Annotated in this window: 14 protein-coding genes; 8 read left to right on the top strand and 6 right to left on the bottom strand. The window is 55.5% G+C overall.

Features of this window, described 5'->3' with window-relative positions; translation table 11 throughout:
• Positions 1–2: 2 nt before the first annotated feature.
• Both selD and F9C28_RS03105 read right to left on the bottom strand, forming a co-directional pair.
• Positions 3–1061, bottom strand: a complete 1059-nt coding sequence (selD, locus tag F9C28_RS03110) for a selenide, water dikinase SelD (RefSeq protein ID WP_199013775.1) — start codon at positions 1059–1061, stop codon at positions 3–5.
• Between the two features lie 196 nt (positions 1062–1257).
• Positions 1258–1809 (bottom strand): NAD(P)H nitroreductase, encoded by a 552-nt coding sequence (locus tag F9C28_RS03105; protein WP_199013774.1) that lies wholly within the window; start codon positions 1807–1809, stop codon positions 1258–1260.
• A gap of 164 nt (positions 1810–1973) precedes the next feature.
• On the opposite strand from F9C28_RS03105, the gene sppA reads away from it, so the two are divergent.
• The 3 genes from sppA (at position 1974) to pncA (ending at position 5594) form a co-directional block, all read left to right on the top strand.
• Positions 1974–3824 carry a signal peptide peptidase SppA gene (gene sppA / locus F9C28_RS03100; RefSeq protein WP_199013773.1) on the top strand — a complete coding sequence of 617 codons (1851 nt, stop codon included), beginning with the start codon at positions 1974–1976 and terminating at the stop codon, positions 3822–3824.
• A gap of 88 nt (positions 3825–3912) precedes the next feature.
• On the top strand, positions 3913–4929 hold the full coding sequence (gene ansA, locus F9C28_RS03095; protein ID WP_199013770.1) for an asparaginase: 1017 nt from the start codon (positions 3913–3915) through the stop codon (positions 4927–4929).
• A gap of 20 nt (positions 4930–4949) precedes the next feature.
• Positions 4950–5594, top strand: a complete 645-nt coding sequence (gene pncA / locus F9C28_RS03090; protein ID WP_199013768.1) for a bifunctional nicotinamidase/pyrazinamidase — start codon at positions 4950–4952, stop codon at positions 5592–5594.
• 33 nt (positions 5595–5627) lie between these two features.
• On the opposite strand, the gene F9C28_RS03085 is transcribed toward pncA, so the two are convergent.
• A complete protein-coding gene (locus F9C28_RS03085; RefSeq protein WP_199013766.1) occupies positions 5628–5906 on the bottom strand; it encodes a YeaC family protein in 279 nt (92 codons plus the stop codon).
• A gap of 40 nt (positions 5907–5946) precedes the next feature.
• The gene (gene msrB, locus F9C28_RS03080; protein ID WP_199013765.1) at positions 5947–6360 is read right to left on the bottom strand and encodes a peptide-methionine (R)-S-oxide reductase MsrB; all 414 of its coding nucleotides are present in this window, start codon (positions 6358–6360) and stop codon (positions 5947–5949) included.
• 340 nt (positions 6361–6700) lie between these two features.
• Between msrB and gapA the strand changes: the two genes are divergently transcribed.
• Complete coding sequence (gene gapA / locus F9C28_RS03075; RefSeq protein WP_199013763.1) at positions 6701–7696, top strand: glyceraldehyde-3-phosphate dehydrogenase; 996 nt, start codon at positions 6701–6703, stop codon at positions 7694–7696.
• 274 nt (positions 7697–7970) lie between these two features.
• Positions 7971–8855 (top strand): D-hexose-6-phosphate mutarotase, encoded by an 885-nt coding sequence (locus F9C28_RS03070; RefSeq protein WP_199013761.1) that lies wholly within the window; start codon positions 7971–7973, stop codon positions 8853–8855.
• Positions 8856–8927: 72 nt separating this feature from the next.
• On the opposite strand, the gene F9C28_RS03065 is transcribed toward F9C28_RS03070, so the two are convergent.
• The gene (locus tag F9C28_RS03065) at positions 8928–9662 is read right to left on the bottom strand and encodes a MipA/OmpV family protein (protein ID WP_233148883.1); all 735 of its coding nucleotides are present in this window, start codon (positions 9660–9662) and stop codon (positions 8928–8930) included.
• 439 nt (positions 9663–10101) lie between these two features.
• Between F9C28_RS03065 and yeaG the strand changes: the two genes are divergently transcribed.
• From yeaG to F9C28_RS03050, 3 genes are all read left to right on the top strand, one after another.
• Entirely contained in the window at positions 10102–12036 is a 1935-nt protein-coding gene (yeaG, locus tag F9C28_RS03060) for a protein kinase YeaG (RefSeq protein WP_199013757.1), read from the top strand.
• A gap of 74 nt (positions 12037–12110) precedes the next feature.
• Positions 12111–13394, top strand: coding sequence for a YeaH/YhbH family protein (locus F9C28_RS03055; RefSeq protein ID WP_199013755.1), 1284 nt, complete (start codon positions 12111–12113; stop codon positions 13392–13394).
• Between the two features lie 399 nt (positions 13395–13793).
• On the top strand, positions 13794–14888 hold the full coding sequence (locus F9C28_RS03050) for a YncE family protein (protein WP_199013753.1): 1095 nt from the start codon (positions 13794–13796) through the stop codon (positions 14886–14888).
• A gap of 18 nt (positions 14889–14906) precedes the next feature.
• On the opposite strand, the gene F9C28_RS03045 is transcribed toward F9C28_RS03050, so the two are convergent.
• Positions 14907–15707, bottom strand: coding sequence for an AraC family transcriptional regulator (locus F9C28_RS03045; RefSeq protein WP_199013751.1), 801 nt, complete (start codon positions 15705–15707; stop codon positions 14907–14909).
• Positions 15708–15739 lie beyond the last annotated feature (32 nt).

Genomic DNA, 15739 nt, shown 5'->3' with positions numbered 1-15739 from the left:
GATTATACTATCTCGATCATCGGCCGCCCGGCGCGGGCGTCACGCAGCTCACCAATGGCGGTCAGCGTGATGTCGTATTTTGCGGCTGCGGCCTGAACAGCGGCCTCCGCATCCGGGGTGACCGCCAGCAATAAGCCGCCGGAGGTTTGCGGATCGCACAGCAGATCGCGCCAGGCTTGCGGCATCTCCCCCATCAGGTAGCCATAGCTGGCAAAGTTACGCCCGCTGCCCCCGGGGACGGAGCCCTGGGCAATGTATTCCTCCACCCCGGGCAGTTTAGGCACATCCTGGTAGCGCACCAGCGCCTGGACACCGGCACCGCGGCAGACTTCACTCAAGTGCCCCAGCAACCCAAAGCCGGTGACGTCGGTCATCGCTTTGACCCCGTCGATGGCGGCAAAATCCGCCCCGGCCAGGTTCATCTGGCACATCACGCGGGTTGCCAGCCCCTGGTGTTCCGGGCGCAGCAGGGATTTTTTCTCGGCGGTGGTCAGGACACCAATGCCCAGCGGCTTGGTCAGGAACAGTTTGCAGCCCGCCTCGGCAGTGCTGTTTTTCTTAATTCGTTCGCTAGATACAACGCCGGTGACCGCCAGACCAAAAATGGGCTCCGGGGAGTCAATAGAGTGCCCGCCGGCCAGGGCAATCCCCGCCTGCTGGCAGGCGAAACGGCCGCCTTCAATTACCCGGCGGGCAATCTCCGGCGAGAGCACGTTAATCGGCCAGCCGAGGATAGCGATAGCCATGATAGGTTTACCGCCCATGGCAAAAATATCGCTGATGGCATTAGTGGCTGCGATACGGCCAAAATCGAAGGCATCATCAACGATGGGCATAAAAAAGTCCGTGGTGCTGATGATGCAGGTACCGTTACCCAGGTCATATACCGCCGCATCGTCGCTGGTCTCGTTGCCAACCAACAGGTTCGGGTCAACAAACTTCGCCTGCTCACTGTGCAGGATAGCTTCCAGCACCTTGGGGGAAATTTTACAACCACAACCTGCTCCGTGACTGTATTGGGTCAAACGGACGTTATCGGGGGTTACGGAATGCTCACTCATGGACTACTCCTGCTGATGGATAAACACGCACCGGGTGATGCCGCCAATGCCCTCTGGCAACACGGCAGCCTATGGTAGCGCGTCGGGCTGCCACAGGTAAGTGCCGGACTCTGAATTCGCGGGGCTGGACGGCAAAATGCCGGCAGCGGCGGATAAAGCGTAACCATAACTGCCCGGCGACCCGGGCAGTCTGGCATCAGAACCGACGCACAAACGGCGCCGGGTCAACCACGCTGAGGGTGGTGGACGATTTTAACTGGGGGGTGCCCAGATATAAGAAGCCGACAATTTTGTCCTGCTCACGGCAGCCAAACGCCGTGCGCACCACGGGGCTTTCGGTTAACACACCGCTGCGCCAGATGCCGTTAAACCCCTGGGCAAGCGCGGCCATTTGCATCGCCATCACCGCGCAACCGGCGCTCATCTCTTGCTCCCACAGGGGCACTTTATGATGTTGCTCACAGTGGGCGACAACCGTAATAATCAGTGGCGCACGGAACGGCGCGGTGCGGGCCTTTTCAATTCGTTTGTCATCCTCACCCGCTTCACGGGCCGCCTGCTCCAGCAGCTGGCTAAACCGGTCGCGGCCTTCGCCTTCAATCAGCGTGAAACGCCAGGGCTGCAAACTGCCGTGATCCGGGGCGCGCATGGCGGCCCGCAGAATATTTTGCAGAACATCCCCCTCGGGGGCAGGTTCCGCCAGCCGCGATGCGCTGCGGCGCTGAACCAGCAATTCAAGTGCATCCATTTAACTCGCTCCTGTCTTCCGATTTGTGCACAAAACTAACATAGCAAGGTATTTTGTTACAGTCCGCCCCGATTTCCTGCTGACAAGGGGCTAATCGGTCTTTAGGATAGACCACCACCCTGTCCGAATGTCAGGGAGCTCACATTCTATGATATGGAGAAGACATGCGTACCCTCTGGCGTTATATAAGCGCATTTTTTAGATGGACATGGCGGTTGCTTAATTTCACCCGCTCACTGTTCTTTAATCTGATCTTTATTGCTTTGGTGCTGATTATTGCCGGCATCTGGGTACAATCCAGCTCTACCTCACCGGAAACCGCACGCGGCGCACTGCTGCTGGATATCACCGGGGTGGTGGTAGACAAACCCTCCGTTAGCAACAAAATCGGCATTATTGGCCGCCAGCTGTTTGGTGCCAACACCGACAAACTGCAGGAAAACTCCCTGTTTGATATCGTCGATGCAATCCGTCAGGCGAAAACCGACAGCAATATCACCGGCCTGGTGCTGGATTTAAAAGATTTTGCCGGGGGCGATCAGCCATCAATGCAGTATATCGGTAAGGCGCTGCGCGAATTTCGCGATAGCGGCAAACCGGTGTACGCCATCGGCGACAGCTACAGCCAGGGGCAATACTATCTGGCCAGCTTTGCCAATAAAATCTGGCTCTCCCCTCAGGGGATGGTAGACCTGCATGGTTTTGCCACTAACGGCCTGTATTACAAATCCCTGCTGGATAAGCTGAAAGTCTCTACCCATGTGTTCCGGGTCGGCACGTATAAGTCTGCGGTGGAGCCGTTTATCCGCGACGATATGTCCCCGGCTGCCCGGGAGGCAGACGGCCGCTGGATTGGCGAGCTGTGGCAGAACTACCTGAACACCGTGGCGGCTAACCGCCAGATTACCGCCCAGCAGCTCTTCCCGGGGGCCCAGGCAACCCTCGATGCGCTGCAAAAGCTCTCCGGTGATACGGCCCAGTACGCCCTGAACAGCAAACTGGTTGATGCCCTGGCCACCCCGGCTCAGGTAGAAAAAGCCCTTACCGAGAAATTTGGCTGGAATAAGAAAGACAAAGATTTCCAGGCCGTCAGCCTGTATGACTATCAGGTCAAAGCCAAACCCCGTCAGTCCTCGACCATTGCGGTGATTTATGCCAGCGGGGCGATTATGGACGGGGAAGAAACCCCGGGGAATGTCGGCGGTGATACCACGGCCCACCAGATCCGCGAAGCGCGCCTTGATCCGGCAGTAAAAGCTATCGTCCTGCGGGTTAACAGCCCGGGGGGCAGCGTCAGCGCCTCTGAGCTGATCCGTGAAGAGCTGGAAGCCGCGCGCGAGGCGGGCAAACCGGTGGTGGTTTCTATGGGCGGGATGGCGGCCTCCGGGGGCTACTGGATCTCGACCCCGGCGAATTACATCGTCGCGAACCCGAGCACCCTTACCGGCTCCATTGGCATCTTTGGGGTGGTCAACACCCTGGAAAATAGCCTGCGTGAGATTGGCGTCAACACCGACGGGGTGGCCACCTCGCCGCTGGCGGATGTCTCCACCACCAAAGCGCTACCGCTGGAAGTGCAGCAGATGATCCAGCTGTCTATCGAGAACGGCTACCAGCGCTTTATTAACCTGGTGGCGAAGTCGCGGAATAAAACCCCGCAGCAGATCGATCAGATTGCGCAGGGCCATGTCTGGACTGGCCAGGACGCAAAAAACAATGGCCTGGTAGACAGTCTGGGGGATTTTGATGACGCCGTCGCTAAAGCCGCCGGGCTGGCGAAGCTGAAAACCTGGTCCCTCTCTTACTACCAGGACGATCCGTCAATGCTGGATCTGGTGTTCTCAAGCCTGAATGGCTCGGTGCGCGCCATGTTGCCGGAAGCCATCCGCGCGGCGCTGCCGGCGCCGCTGGCAGATGCCGCCAGTGCGGTTAAAGTGGAAAGCGACAAGCTGTCAATGTTTAACGACCCGCGCAATCGCTATGCGTTCTGCCTCAACTGTGCGGACATCAAATAATCAAACGCAACGGCCCGGGGATTCCCGGGCTGTTTTTTCCCCCGTCCCCCTCTATACTGCGGCTGTTTATTACAGGCCCGAGTAAGCTATGGCAAAGAAATCCATTTATGTCGCCTATACCGGCGGCACCATCGGTATGCAACGCTCTGCCCACGGTTATGTACCGGTATCCGGCCATTTACAGCGCCAGCTGGCACTGATGCCGGAGTTTCACCGTCCGGAAATGCCGGACTTCACCATCCATGAATACCAGCCGCTGATGGACTCTTCGGATATGACGCCGGAGGACTGGCAGCATATTGCCGATGATATCCAGGCGAATTACGACCATTACGACGGTTTTGTGATCCTGCACGGCACCGACACCATGGCGTTTACCGCCTCTGCCCTGTCGTTTATGCTGGAAAACCTCGGCAAACCGGTCATTGTGACAGGGTCACAAATCCCGTTAGCGGAGCTGCGATCAGACGGGCAGATTAATTTGCTGAATGCCCTGTATGTGGCGGCGAACTACCCGATCAACGACGTCAGCCTGTTCTTTAATAACCGGCTGTACCGGGGAAACCGCACCACCAAAGCCCATGCCGATGGTTTTGATGCCTTCGACTCCCCCAATCTGCCGCCCCTGCTGGAAGCCGGTATCAATATCCGCCGCCTGAATACCCCCCCGGCCCCGGCCCAGAGCGGCCCGCTGATTGTTCATCCGATTACTCCCCAGCCCATTGGGGTGGTGACCATCTACCCGGGGATATCCGCCGAGGTGGTCAGCAATTTTGTGCGCCAGCCAGTACGGGCGCTGATCCTGCGTTCTTACGGCGTGGGGAATGCCCCCCAGCAACCGGCGTTTCTCGCCACGCTTACCGAAGCCTGCCAGCGCGGTATTATCGTGGTTAACCTCACCCAGTGTATCTCCGGGAAGGTCAATATGGGGGGCTATGCCACCGGCAACGCGCTGGCCCAGGCGGGGGTGATCAGTGGTTATGATATGACTGTCGAAGCGGCGCTGACCAAGTTGCATTACCTGCTCAGTCTGGGGTTGACTGTTGAGGAAATCCGCAGAGCGATGACCACGAACCTGCGCGGCGAACTAACCCCTGACGACTGATACCTGACAACGGAGCCATCATGAAACAGTCTGCTTTACTGCTGGTTGATTTACAGAATGACTTTTGTGCCGGCGGGGCCCTGGCGGTACCGCAGGGGGACAGTACGGTTGATATTGCTAATCAGCTGATAGCGGTGTTCAACGCCCGCGGGGCGGCGGTCGTGGCCACCCGGGACTGGCACCCCGCCGATCACGGCAGCTTTGCCCGGGTTCAGCAGGCGCAACCCTATACCCAGGGAACCCTTGATGGCCTGGCACAGACCTGGTGGCCGGATCACTGTGTCCAGCATAGCAATGGCGCCGCGTTGCACCCGCTGCTGGACAGCCAGGGGATCTGTGTGATCATGGATAAAGGCCAGGATCCGCGCATCGACAGCTACAGCGGCTTTTTTGACAATGGCCACCGCCAGCAAACCGGGCTTCATGACTGGCTGAGCCAGCGGCAGATTACCCATCTGGTTATCCTCGGGCTGGCCACGGATTATTGTGTCAAATTCACCGTGCTTGATGCGCTGGATCTGCACTATCAGGTGGATGTGATAACCGACGGCTGCCGGGGGGTGAATATTACCCCCCAGGACAGCGCGCTGGCGTTTCAGGACATGGCCGCCGCCGGGGCCACGTTGTACACCCTGACGGACTGGCTGGAAAGCCACGGCGGATAGGCCGCCGGAACAGCCCCATCCGGCGGCGGGCAATTACTGAGGTTTAAGCGTGGTGATAGGCGGCGGCACCACGCCAAAATCCGCCTTGAGCTGCTGCTTACTTTTCATCTCAATCTGCCCCTGGGTGTTCAGGGTCATATGTTGAGCGTCATGGTTGTTGCGGCTTTGCCACAGCATCACCAGTTGCAGGCAGTTCTCTTTCTGTTCCGCTGTCAGCGCTACCCCGTCCGGCCACTTGCCTAATTCTACGGCGGTGGCCAGGCGCTGATAGACCTCTGGTGTCAGTGAGGTGATCATATCGTCGAGATTCATTGGTGCTCCCCCGAATGGAATAATTTGCTGAATCGTTTCTTTAGCCGTTAGTTTTGCCGCCGTCGGCGCCGTCAATAAAGCTCAGGGAGGCCGAGTTGACGCAATAACGCTCGCCGGTGGGCTGTGGGCCATCGGGAAAGACGTGGCCTAAATGGGCATCACACTTCGCACAGCGGATCTCTACCCGACGCATACCGTGGGAGGTATCTTCCAGGTAACGGATAGCGTCCGGCGTCACAGGCTCAAAGAAACTCGGCCAGCCGCAGCCGGAATCAAATTTACTCTGCGAGGTAAACAACGGCGCGTCGCAGACCAGGCAGTGGTAGAGGCCATCACGCTGGTTATGCAGCAGGCGGCCGGTAAAGGGGGCTTCGGTACCCCGTTGTTGGGTAACGTAAAATTGAACATCGCTCAGGGTTTGCTTTACGTTTTCAGCGGAATCGGATCTGCTCATAGGGGTATCTTGTGCACGTTAGACAGATAACATTATCCCTTCTATTCTAACAAAACATTAACAGTAACCGAACTCATTTGGTGTTAATTCTCGGCGGTTGTCTTACTGGGGGTACAATTGTGATGACAATCACATTTTTATGCATTTACCCCTTTAAAATCGACGCGTCCGGCCCCATATGGGTTGAGGCGTTCAGGCTGTCAGGTGGAATACATTGAATAATACGTGGTCATACGTTTGATTTGTCGCAATGATTGACACGATTCCGCTTGACGCTGAGTAAGGTTTTTGTAATTTTACAGCCAACCTTTTATTCACTAACAAATAGCTGGTGGAATATATGACTATCAAAGTAGGTATCAACGGTTTTGGCCGTATCGGTCGCATTGTTTTCCGTGCTGCTCAGGAACGTTCTGACATCGAGATCGTTGCAATCAACGATCTGTTAGACGCTGAATACATGGCTTACATGCTGAAATATGACTCCACTCACGGTCGTTTTAACGGCACCGTTGAAGTGAAAGACGGTCATCTGATCGTTAACGGTAAAAAAATCCGTGTTACCGCTGAACGTGACCCGGCTAACCTGAAGTGGAACGAAGCAGGCGTTGACGTCGTTGCTGAAGCAACTGGTCTGTTCCTGACTGACGAAACTGCACGTAAACACATCACTGCTGGCGCGAAAAAAGTCGTTATGACTGGCCCGTCCAAAGACAGCACCCCGATGTTCGTACGTGGCGCTAACTTCGACACCTATGCAGGCCAGGACATCGTTTCCAACGCGTCTTGCACCACCAACTGCCTGGCTCCGCTGGCTAAAGTTGTTAACGACAACTTCGGTATCGTTGAAGCGCTGATGACCACTGTTCACGCGACCACCGCTACTCAGAAAACCGTTGATGGCCCGTCTCACAAAGACTGGCGCGGCGGCCGCGGCGCATCCCAGAACATCATCCCGTCCTCTACCGGTGCTGCTAAAGCAGTTGGTAAAGTACTGCCAGAACTGAACGGCAAACTGACCGGTATGGCGTTCCGCGTTCCGACCCCGAACGTGTCTGTTGTTGACCTGACTGTACGTCTGGCTAAACCAGCAACTTACGAAGACATCAAGAAAGCGATGAAAGCCGCTTCTGAAGGCGCGATGAAAGGCGTTCTGGGTTACACCGAAGAAGACGTTGTTTCTACCGACTTCAACGGCGAAACCTGCACTTCCGTGTTCGATGCCAAAGCCGGTATCGCACTGAACGACAACTTCGTGAAACTGGTTTCCTGGTACGACAACGAAACTGGCTACTCTCACAAAGTTCTGGATCTGATTGCTCACATCTCTAAATAAGATGTAACCAGCAACAGGCTTATAAAAGGCGACTCCGGTCGCCTTTTTTTATTCCCCTGTCGTGGTGAGCCGTTCAGGCGCGGCCAGGGCTGCCCCCCGAGGTTTAAACGCCGGATGTGTCGCAGCGCAGCGGTCATCAATATGATCAATCTATGGTTTTATGCTGTAGAATGGTGGAACCACATTACTGGTAAAACAGTAAGCCAATGAACTCATTGAATAAAAAAGACCACTCCGGTCGCCTTTTTTATGCTTTACGCTAAGGGTTATCTGAATGATTTCATCTATTTTTGCACTGCCGGTTGTAGAAAAAATCACCCCTGCGCTGTCACTGCGCCGCAAGGACGAGCTGGACGTTATTGTCGTTGATCATCCGGCGGTCCGCGCCGCGGTGGCATTACAGGGTGCTCACCTGCTCAACTGGCAACCCACCGGTGAGCAGGACGTATTGTGGCTCAGCGGCAACACCCCGTTTAAGAAAGGCGTTGCTATCCGCGGCGGCGTACCGCTGTGCTGGCCGTGGTTTGGTCCCGCCGCCCGGCAGGGCCTTCCGGCCCACGGTTTTGCCCGTAACCTGCCCTGGACCCTGACCGGTCATAGTGAAGACGCCAGCGGCGTCGTGCTGACCTTCCAGCTGCACAGTAGCGATGCTTCCCGCCAGTACTGGCCTCACGATTTCTCCCTCACCGCCCAGTACAAACTGGGGGCCAGCTGTGAAATAACCCTCGAAGCGCACGGTGATTTTGAAACCACCAGCGCCCTGCACAGCTATTTTAATGTCGGTGATATCAGCGCCGTGTCGGTCAGTGGCCTGGGCAATCGCTACATTGATAAAGTGAACAACGCGGAAATCGGCACCCTGATTGACGGTACTCAGACCTTCCCGGATCGCACCGACCGCGTATACCTTGAGCCGCAGGCCGTCAGCGTCATCCACGATAGCCGCCTCGGGCGCCGTATTGATGTCGAACATCGCCATCATCTGAATGTGGTGGGCTGGAACCCCGGCCCGGCGCTGTCAGTGAGCATGGCCGATATGCCGGATGACGGCTACAAAACCTTTGTCTGTGTGGAAAGTGCTGTCGCCACCGAAGCACAGAAAGTGACCGCCGCACATCCTTCTCTGCTGACCCAGATTATCCGGGTGGCAAAAGCATAACGGCGGCCAGGCTGTCGGATAGCACAACAGGCCCGCCATGCGGGCCTGTTGTGCTTTATAGCAAGCCATCGGTCAGAAAGAATAGGTTATCCCGGTGGATAATAACCCCGTCCAGGATTTACCCACCATCGGGCTGTCTTTCTCTTCATCACTCAGGCGGGTATAGCGCCCGGTGCCGTACAGCGTCCAGTCACTGGTCAGATGGTAGTTTACCGTCAATTCCAGATACGGGTTCCAGCTGCTGTCCGGGTTGTAGTGTTTCAGGCCACTGTGGCGAGACTCTGAATAACTCACCCCGTAGTAGTAGCGGTTCTGGTTTGCACTGTTCCAGACCACACCGATACCGGGCGTGATCTCCCATTTCCCCCCGGTATAGCTGTACAGCCAGGCGGTATCCCAGACAATCCCATTACTGTTGTCAAGAATGTCCCCGGCCAGCGAAGTGCGCAGCGCACCATATTGGGAGATGTGGACATAAGAGAGCCCTGCCATGACGGTGGGCCGGCGATGATTAAGCTGGCGTAGCTGGCGGTTATCACTGTCTTTAGGCCGGAAATACTGCGGGGCAAAATTGGCCATCACCGACAATTTGTCGCTTTGGTCATTCCACAGGTAGTACCCCCCCTCGAGCCCGTCAAACCAAACACTCTCCCCATCATAGCCGATAACCGGATCTGGCCAGATATCACGATCATAGGATTTGTAGGCATTCTCGACAAAACCTGCCCCGGCACCAATCGTCCAGGGACCATCAGCATGCGCCGCGAATGCGGTAGCGGCAATAATAGCCCCTGCGGTAACGTTCATTAACCTGGTCACAATATATTTAATCCTTTAATAAAACTAAACGACGACTCCAATTAGCCGTTTTACAATACCAAAATTAATTTACACAAATCGTCAATTATGCGTCGCACAGGTAGCAAGCCAGTGTCAGCCGCGTGAAATCTTTGTGATGGCAGAACAAAAACCCTGAGATCTGTGTAACGTAACGCCGGATGAGTTATTGATATGTATTTGAAATTTACAGGGAGGCGGTGCAAGTTTTCTAAATGCCATCTACGCTTAAAATTACGAGGATGCAACACACTGATCAGGCTTACCACACCATCTGCGGGGATATAAAGCGGCCCGGCATGCCGGTTGCTGGATAAGGCCAGCGTCAGTATACGTCTTCCTGGAGCCTCTCTATTACTCATCCGAATGGCTCTGTAACCTGTGCTAAAAAACGAAAGGACGGCATACCATGAATATATTCGATCACTATCGCCAGCGTTATGAAGCTGCCAAGGACGAAGAGTTCACACTGCAGGAATTTCTTACCATTTGCCGGCAAGATCGCAGTGCATATGCCAACGCGGCAGAACGGCTACTGATGGCCATTGGTGAGCCAGTGATGGTGGATACTGCCCTGGAACCACGGTTGTCCCGTCTCTTTTCGAACCGGGTAGTTGCCCGCTACCCCGCCTTTGAAGAGTTCTATGGCATGGAAGACGCCATCGAACAGATTGTCTCTTATCTGAAACACGCGGCTCAGGGGCTGGAAGAGAAGAAACAGATCCTCTACCTGCTGGGGCCGGTGGGCGGCGGTAAATCATCGTTAGCGGAACGACTGAAATCGCTGATGCAGCGGGTGCCTATTTATGTGCTGAGCGCCAACGGTGAGCGCAGCCCGGTAAACGACCATCCGCTGTGCCTGTTTAACCCCCAGGAAGACACACAAATCCTGGAGAAAGAGTACGGTGTTCCGCCCCGCTATCTGGGCACCATCATGTCTCCCTGGGCGGCGAAACGGCTCCATGAATTTGGCGGCGACATCACCAAATTCCGGGTGGTGAAGGTATGGCCGTCTATTCTGGAGCAGATTGCTATTGCCAAAACCGAACCCGGTGATGAGAACAACCAGGATATCTCTGCGCTGGTCGGTAAAGTGGACATTCGTAAGCTGGAGCATTTTGCCCAAAACGATCCTGATGCCTATGGCTATTCCGGCGCCCTGTGCCGGGCCAACCAGGGGATCATGGAATTTGTCGAAATGTTCAAAGCGCCGATTAAAGTCCTGCATCCGTTGCTGACAGCCACCCAGGAAGGTAACTATAACGGTACCGAGGGGATCTCTGCCCTGCCGTTCAGCGGAATTATTCTGGCCCACTCCAACGAATCTGAATGGGTCACCTTCCGCAATAACAAAAACAACGAGGCATTCCTCGACCGTGTTTATATCGTCAAGGTGCCTTACTGCCTGCGAATTTCTGAAGAGATGCGCATTTATGAAAAACTGCTTAACCACAGTGAGCTGACTCACGCCCCGTGCGCACCGGGGACCCTGGAAACCCTGGCCCGCTTCTCGATCCTGTCGCGCCTCAAAGAGCCGGAAAACTCCAGCATGTACTCGAAGATGCGGGTGTATGACGGTGAAAGCCTCAAAGACACCGATCCGAAGGCCAAGTCCTACCAGGAGTACCGGGACTATGCCGGTGTCGATGAAGGCATGAACGGGTTGTCCACCCGCTTTGCCTTTAAGATCCTCTCCCGGGTGTTTAACTTTGACCACGCGGAAGTGGCGGCAAACCCGGTCCATCTGTTCTATGTTCTGGAGCAGCAGATAGAACGTGAGCAGTTCCCCCAGGAGCAGTCTGAACGTTACCTTGAGTTCCTCAAAGGCTACCTGATCCCGAAATACGCCGAGTTTATTGGCAAAGAGATCCAGACCGCCTACCTGGAGTCCTATTCGGAATACGGGCAGAACATTTTCGATCGTTATGTCACTTATGCGGATTTCTGGATCCAGGATCAGGAATACCGCGATCCGGATACCGGCCAGTTGTTTGACCGCGAATCCCTCAATGCCGAACTGGAGAAAATCGAAAAACCCGCCGGGATCAGCAACCCGAAAGATTTCCGCAATGAAATCGTTAACTTCGTGCTGCGCGCCCGGGCCAATAATAATAGCCGTAACCCGTCCTGGACCAGCTATGAGAAGCTGCGTACCGTTATCGAGAAGAAAATGTTCTCGAACACCGAAGAGTTACTGCCGGTGATTTCGTTCAATGCCAAAACGTCCACCGACGAGCAGAAAAAACACGACGATTTTGTCGATCGTATGATGGAAAAAGGCTACACCCGCAAACAGGTTCGCCTGTTGTGTGAATGGTATCTGCGGGTACGCAAATCATCATAACGCCAGGACCCGTCAGGCCGCAGCGCCGCTGCGGCCTTCTGCAGCGCTGGCATTAGCAGTATTGGGGGGGAACTATGACCTGGTTCATTGACCGGCGACTGAACGGCAAAAACAAAAGCGCGGTAAACCGCCAGCGCTTTTTACGCCGTTACAAATCGCAAATTAAGCAATCGATCTCCGAGGCGTTCAACAAACGCTCGGTCACCGATATTGAGAGCGGAGAATCGGTCTCTATACCAAACGAAGACATCAGCGAACCGATGTTTCACCAGGGCCGTGGCGGCCTGCGCCACCGGGTGCATCCGGGTAACGACCACTTCGTGCAAAACGACCGGGTTGAACGGCCCCAGGGGGGCGGTGGCGGCGGTGGCGGTAGCGGCCAGGGTCAGGCAAGCCAGGACGGTGAAGGCCAGGATGAATTTGTCTTTCAGATCTCGAAAGACGAATATCTCGATCTGTTGTTCGAAGATCTCGCCTTGCCAAACCTGAAACGCAACCAGCACCGTCAGCTGAACGAATATAAAACCCACCGCGCCGGATTCACCGCCAACGGGGTGCCCGCCAACATTAGCGTGGTGCGCTCGCTACAAAATTCACTGGCGCGCCGTACCGCCATGACCGCCGGTAAACGTCGCCAGTTGCACGCGCTGGAGGAGCAGCTCGACGACACGGAAAAATGTGAACCGGCCCAGTTGCTGGAAGAAGAGCGACTGCGCAAAGAGATTGCCGAGCTGCGCGCCCAAATCGCCCGGGTGCCGTTTATTGACACCTTCGATTTACGTTATAAAAATTACGAAAAACGGCCAGAACCTTCCAGCCGGGCAGTGATGTTCTGCCTGATGGACGTTTCCGGCTCAATGGATCAAGCCACTAAAGACATGGCCAAACGGTTCTATATTCTGCTGTATCTGTTCCTCAGCCGGACCTATAAAAATGTCGACGTGGTCTATATCCGTCATCATACTCAGGCCAAAGAGGTCGATGAGCATGAGTTTTTCTACTCTCAGGAAACCGGGGGGACCATCGTCTCCAGCGCCCTGAAATTAATGGATGAGGTCATCAAGGCCCGGTACGATCCGGATCAGTGGAACATTTACGCGGCACAAGCGTCCGACGGCGACAACTGGGCCGATGATTCACCACTGTGCCACGAACTGCTGGCGAAGAAGATCCTGCCCGTAGTGCGTTACTACAGCTATATCGAGATCACCCGGCGCGCCCACCAGACCCTGTGGCGTGAATATGAACACCTGCAAACCCTGTTTGATAATTTTGCTATCCAGCATATTCGCGACCAGGAGGATATCTACCCGGTATTCCGGGAGCTGTTCCACAAGCAAGGCTCCACCGTCGAGTAACCACAGCATCAGCCGGCATCCACTGCTGGCTGATGTTGCTTTCCACCACCCCATACCGCCCAGAACGGATACCTCACCCAGACAGCGCCCCGATGCGGCCGCCCCCTCCTGCTGGCCATGGCCATAATATGTAACAAAATATATCTATTATATTAATCAATAAATTACTCCCTTTACCTTGCTGCTTATTGGGATGTCTCTCACCGGATGCCGTCTGCCTGTTGTGCATTCCAGACAGAAAACGCGGCGGTTTCATTGCAGAACAGCAACCGGTGCTAATACCGGTTTCGCCGATGATTTGCTTAGTTATTGCAAATGCGTATTATTCGCATGACGATAAAAATACCTGCGCCCTGGTATTGCCATGGGAAACAGGGTTATTCACAGAAGGATGACGGAATGAAAGCATTATTGGGTTTACCCAGGGCCTCGCTGACCGTTGCCGTGATGGCAACATTCACTCTGGGGGTCTGCCATGCTCAGCAAGCCAGCGTCGCCGCACCGGCCATAACGTCAATGGCGACAGTACCGGATAAGCGTGTTATCCAGCGCCCGCTGGGGGAAGGCCTCTATGAACTGGTCTACTCCCCGGCAGCAAATGCCATCTATGTTGCCAGTGCTCAGGGGTTTAAAAATACCCAGGGCGGAATGCTATACCGGCTCAACCCCGCCACCCTGGAGACCACCGGGGAGACCCATACTGATCTGAAAAATTTTGGGATGGTGCGTAGCGATGATGGCACGCTGTTCTACACCACTAACTCGCTTGACGGCAGTATTTCAAAAGTGGATGCCAGGACCGGCAAGATTATTCAGCGCCTGGCGCTGAGCGGCGGTAAAGATAAAGACGGCAATCCGGCTGGCGCCCGCGAAATGCTGCTCCACGGCACGCAGTTATATATTGGCCGGGTCGCCGATCCCGGTTTTATTGATGTGGTTGATACCCGGACATTCACACTAAAAACCACCATTAAAAATGCCGGGAAATGGGTCACCGGGATAATCTACTCCCCGCTGACCAATAAAATATATGCCGCTAATGGCGGCGGTGAAATCCTGGTTATCAACCCCGGGACGCATAAAATCGAACAACGCTGGAAACCACAGGACGGGAAAAATTACCTGTTCCTGAATATGGCGGAAGACCCGGCAACCGGCCGGTTATTCGTTACCGATAACGCCCAGGGCAAAGCCACGCTGGTCTTTGATGAGCATAGCGGTAAGGTGATTAACCGTATCCCCGGCGATGCGCTGGGGATCAAATTCAGCGCACCGCATAACGCGCTCTATATTTCACAGCGTGAATCGAAAAACGTCCTGCAACTGGATGCCACCACTTTTGCGGTTAAACAACGCTGGTCCTTTGATACCAACCCCAACAGCCTGCTGCTTTCTGATGATGGCAATACGCTGTATGTGTCGCTCAAGCAGGCGTTTAACAAAGACCATTCCACCAACGGGCCGGACAGTATTGCGCGCATCGCGCTACGGTAACCCTCTACCAGGCCACTGTCAGGCATGGCTGGCGAGCTCCGCCAGCCATGCGCCGGGGGTCTGGCCAACCTGTTGCCTGAACAACGTGATAAACGCCGTGGTAGAGCTGTACCCCAGGGCATGGGATACCTGCTGGACGTTTTGCCCGGCAATCAACATCCGAATCGCCAGAATCATCTGGAGCTGCTGACGCCAGCGGCGAAAATTCAGCCCGGTCTCTTTCTCCACCAGCCGCAGCAGGCTGCGCTCGCTCATGGCCAGCTCCCGCGCCCACGCCGACTGGGTACGGCGAATAGCCGGATGGGCCACCATAAAAGCCACCATGGCGCGGATCTTCGGGTGATCCGATACCGGCAACTGCAAATGTCCGGCGGGCAAGCGGGGCAGCTCATCAAATAATACCGCTTCCAGCCGCTGCCGCTCGGCGGTCACCGGTTGCCCTTCCCGCGCTGCCAGGGTCAGGATAAGCTCCCGCACCAGCCCGGAAATCGCCAGCGAGCAGCACTGCTCCGGCATCGCCACTACCCCGGGTTCGATAAACAGAAAACAGAGCCGCGCGTTGGGGGTGGCCTGGTTACTGTGCGGCATCCCCCCGGGGATCCAGACCGCATACTGGGGTGGGATCATCCACACCCCGCGACTAACGTGGCAACTGATCCCGCCGTGCAGCGCAAGGATCAACTGCCCTTTACGGTGATGATGTAACGGGATCTCGGTCTGCTGCTCATCCACTTTTACCTGGAAAGCCAGCGCCGGCCCGTGGTGTAAATCTGGCTCAAAGCCGTTCAGCCCCAGCCGCTGTTCTGTCCCCTGGCGCATAAAATTGTCCGAATTTAGCGATAGGTTGTCAT

The organism is Shimwellia pseudoproteus (assembly GCF_016415625.1).
Lineage (GTDB): Bacteria > Pseudomonadota > Gammaproteobacteria > Enterobacterales > Enterobacteriaceae > Shimwellia > Shimwellia pseudoproteus.
The sequence above is the reverse complement of the archived record's forward strand: the minus strand, read 5'-3'. Positions and strand labels throughout refer to the sequence as shown.

Excerpts from the sequence above, each read along its gene's own strand:
- selD (WP_199013775.1), bottom strand. The coding sequence starts at position 1,061 with ATGAGTGAGCATTCCGTAACCCCCGATAACGTCCGTTTGACCCAATAC.
- gapA (WP_199013763.1), top strand. The coding sequence starts at position 6,701 with ATGACTATCAAAGTAGGTATCAACGGTTTTGGCCGTATCGGTCGCATT.
- F9C28_RS03085 (WP_199013766.1), bottom strand. The coding sequence starts at position 5,906 with ATGAATCTCGACGATATGATCACCTCACTGACACCAGAGGTCTATCAG.
- F9C28_RS03050 (WP_199013753.1), top strand. The coding sequence starts at position 13,794 with ATGAAAGCATTATTGGGTTTACCCAGGGCCTCGCTGACCGTTGCCGTG.
- sppA (WP_199013773.1), top strand. The coding sequence starts at position 1,974 with ATGCGTACCCTCTGGCGTTATATAAGCGCATTTTTTAGATGGACATGG.
- F9C28_RS03045 (WP_199013751.1), bottom strand. The coding sequence starts at position 15,707 with ATGCGCCAGGGGACAGAACAGCGGCTGGGGCTGAACGGCTTTGAGCCA.
- msrB (WP_199013765.1), bottom strand. The coding sequence starts at position 6,360 with ATGAGCAGATCCGATTCCGCTGAAAACGTAAAGCAAACCCTGAGCGAT.
- F9C28_RS03055 (WP_199013755.1), top strand. The coding sequence starts at position 12,111 with ATGACCTGGTTCATTGACCGGCGACTGAACGGCAAAAACAAAAGCGCG.
- yeaG (WP_199013757.1), top strand. The coding sequence starts at position 10,102 with ATGAATATATTCGATCACTATCGCCAGCGTTATGAAGCTGCCAAGGAC.
- pncA (WP_199013768.1), top strand. The coding sequence starts at position 4,950 with ATGAAACAGTCTGCTTTACTGCTGGTTGATTTACAGAATGACTTTTGT.
- F9C28_RS03065 (WP_233148883.1), bottom strand. The coding sequence starts at position 9,662 with ATGAACGTTACCGCAGGGGCTATTATTGCCGCTACCGCATTCGCGGCG.
- F9C28_RS03070 (WP_199013761.1), top strand. The coding sequence starts at position 7,971 with ATGATTTCATCTATTTTTGCACTGCCGGTTGTAGAAAAAATCACCCCT.
- ansA (WP_199013770.1), top strand. The coding sequence starts at position 3,913 with ATGGCAAAGAAATCCATTTATGTCGCCTATACCGGCGGCACCATCGGT.
- F9C28_RS03105 (WP_199013774.1), bottom strand. The coding sequence starts at position 1,809 with ATGGATGCACTTGAATTGCTGGTTCAGCGCCGCAGCGCATCGCGGCTG.